The organism is Kaistella sp., from assembly GCF_032060305.1.
Taxonomy (GTDB): domain Bacteria; phylum Bacteroidota; class Bacteroidia; order Flavobacteriales; family Weeksellaceae; genus Kaistella; species Kaistella yananensis.
Genome location: NZ_DAMBHK010000126.1, coordinates 1 through 2,867 on the forward strand (window position 1 = coordinate 1; position 2,867 = coordinate 2,867).

At 38.2% G+C, this 2,867-nt stretch carries 4 protein-coding genes; 1 reads left to right on the plus strand and 3 read right to left on the minus strand.

All coding sequences use genetic code 11. The features are described 5' to 3' along the window. From V5N63_RS11495 to V5N63_RS11505, 3 genes are all read right to left on the minus strand, one after another. The coding region (locus tag V5N63_RS11495; protein WP_332034053.1) for a DUF4919 domain-containing protein at positions 1-634 on the minus strand (634 nt) is incomplete at its 3' end. Between the two features lie 13 nt (positions 635-647). After that, positions 648-1,859 (minus strand): GTPase HflX, encoded by a 1,212-nt coding sequence (hflX, locus tag V5N63_RS11500; protein WP_332034054.1) that lies wholly within the window; start codon positions 1,857-1,859, stop codon positions 648-650. A gap of 29 nt (positions 1,860-1,888) precedes the next feature. Further along, positions 1,889-2,158 carry a SemiSWEET family sugar transporter gene (locus V5N63_RS11505; RefSeq protein WP_332034055.1) on the minus strand — a complete coding sequence of 90 codons (270 nt, stop codon included), beginning with the start codon at positions 2,156-2,158 and terminating at the stop codon, positions 1,889-1,891. A 111-nt stretch (positions 2,159-2,269) separates the two neighbouring features. Here V5N63_RS11505 and V5N63_RS11510 point away from each other — a divergent pair, with 111 nt between their 5' ends. Then, the gene (locus V5N63_RS11510; RefSeq protein ID WP_332034056.1) at positions 2,270-2,797 is read left to right on the plus strand and encodes a GNAT family N-acetyltransferase; all 528 of its coding nucleotides are present in this window, start codon (positions 2,270-2,272) and stop codon (positions 2,795-2,797) included. The last annotated feature ends 70 nt before the right edge of the window (positions 2,798-2,867 follow it).

Sequence of the window (2,867 nt, forward strand, 5' to 3'; positions counted from 1 at the left end):
GATGCACGGTTTTTATGAAATATAAGTCAAGACCGTTTTTAAAAATGTCTAACCAGGATCCGTCTTCGAGTTGTTTTGTTTTAAAACTTATTCCACTTGCAAGAACTTTCGAAAACTGCTCCAATGCCAGAAATTTGTCCTGGAAGCTTGTTACCACAATTGGCGTTTCTTCTAAAAGTCCTGTTCCGCTTTTGCAGATAGTTTCAACCAGCAATTGGTACTGCAGCAAATGGAAATCCCTTTTTTCATGATCGCCGGAGTACCCGTACAGGAGTGCCAAGTCATTAAGTAATGTTTTGTTGAGCGGATTTAGTTCGTAAAGGGACAGCGCTTTATTTAAGACTTCTGACGAAAGTTTTTTTGAAATCTTTTTTCCGGCAAATTTTGAGACTTCACTCAGTTTTTTATTAAAATCGCCTCGATCGAAACCGTAATCCACATAATTATTCCCATAATAAATATAATTCAGCTTTTCCTGAGAAAGTGCAGAGGGATTTGTTTTAAATGTTTCCAGATTTTGGTAATAAAATTTCCGTGGATCTTCCGATACGTTTTTTTTGATCTCGTCGATATTAATTTGGCCAAAAATAAACGATGCGCAGAAAATCATTAATACAGCATAGAATTCTTTCATTTTAAATTGATAATTAAGAAGTTTCCTCCTCAAAATACTCAAAAAGGAAATCATTATACGGGAATCTTGAAATATGAATTTTAAGCACTTCGTCGTAGATCAGTTTCTTCATCTGCTCAAAATTCTGCTTGGTTAAGGCCGATATAAATACAGTGGGATATTTTGATTTCGACATCCAGGTTTTTTCCCATTCTGCCAGCGAAATATTTTTGCGCGATTCCGGCGTCAGGTCATCTTCTTCCTTTTTCTCGTAGCTGAAATCATCAATTTTATTGAAAACCATGATCATTGGTTTCTGATGGGCGTTTATTTCCATAAGAATCTGGTTCACGGAAGCAATATGGTCTTCAAAACTTTCATGAGAAATATCCACCACATGAATCAGCAGATCGGCTTCCCGAACCTCGTCCAATGTCGATTTAAAACTTTCAACAAGTTGGGTAGGAAGCTTTCTGATAAAACCTACAGTATCGGTGAGCAGAAACGGTAAATTTCCAATAACAACTTTTCTTACGGTGGTATCCAACGTAGCAAAGAGTTTATTTTCTGCGAAAACATCAGATTTTGCCAGTGCGTTCATTAACGTAGATTTGCCCACGTTGGTATATCCTACCAAGGCTGCACGCACTACTTTTCCGCGGTTGGTACGCTGGGTAGCCATTTGGCGGTCGATGGTTTTCAGTTTTTCTTTGAGCAAAGAGATTCTGTCGCGGATAATCCTTCTGTCGGTCTCTATTTCTGTTTCCCCCGGACCTCTCATCCCGATTCCCCCTTTTTGCCTTTCAAGGTGAGTCCACATTCTGGTAAGTCTTGGCAAAAGATATTGATACTGAGCTAATTCTACCTGAGTTCTTGCATAAGAAGTTTGTGCACGTTGCGCAAAAATATCTAGAATAAGGTTGGTTCTGTCCAGGATTTTAACTTCGATTTCACGTTCGAGATTTTTCAGTTGCGAAGGTGAAAGTTCGTCATCGAAAATTACGGTACCGATTTCGTTTTCTTTTACAAAATCTCGCACTTCCTGGGCTTTTCCGCTTCCGATAAAGGTTTTAGGATCGGGTTGGGTAAGTTTTTGGGTAAAGCGTTTTACTACGGTGGCGCCCGCGGTTAAAGCAAGAAACTCCAACTCATCCATATATTCTGTAAGTTTGTCTTCGTCCTGATTCTGAGTGATTAAGCCTACCAAAACGGCTTTTTCGTATAAATGTTCTTTATTGTCGAGCATAGATTAGTTTTTTTCTGATGAGTACAAAATTAGTTTTTTTCTTCGGTATAAATGATCTTTAGCACAATCAACACGCTTGTGGCGACAATAGAAATGCTGTTGGTGATAATCATGGAAATGTGTTCCCTCATCACGCCGTACCACAGCCACAGCCCGGAACTTACAATTCCGATGATACACGTAAGTAATGCAATTTCTTCTGCAGATTTTTCCTTGAAAATCTTTACAATTTGTGGGATAAAAAGTGCGGATGACAGTCCGCCGGCGATAAAACCTATAATTTCGGGATTAATATTCATTTATAATTTTTTGGTGGAAGAGTGATTTTGGGTTTTAACTCAGTAATATTCCATTTTTATGCCGCGATTTTTTATAATTTTGAATGATATAAAACCTAAAATCTTAATCTGATGACCGAAAATATAGTAACCGAACGTCTTATTCTGAAGCCTGTTTCGGTCGTAGATGCTGAATTTATATATCAGCTTTATAACAGCCCGAGGTTCATCGAGTTTATTGGAGATAAAAACATACGCTCGGTGGCTGATGCGGAAGAATACATCAAGAACCGATTTTTGCCGCAGATTGAGAAATTAGGATACGGTAATTATGTAATCACCCAAAAAGACGACGGAACGAAACTCGGAAGTGTGGGCATCTTTGAGCGTGACGGACTCGATGTACAGGATATCGGATTCTCTTTTCTTCCTGAATATGAAGGTAAAGGTTACGGTTTTGAAGCCGCTTCGGCGTTGCTTGATATTGCTTTCAAAGAATTTGGGTTGAAAAAAATATCGGCCATTACCAGTGATCCCAACCTATCATCCCGAAAGCTGATTGAAAAACTGGGTTTAACTTATCAAAAGAAAGTTCAGTTACCGAATGATCATGAGGAATTGAGGTACTATGAAATAGAATTAACAAAGGAAACACCGTAAGCGTTTCCTTTTTTTTATAATTAGTCGTTCCTTAACAAAACCCACTATTTAATTTATTTTTAAAAACAGG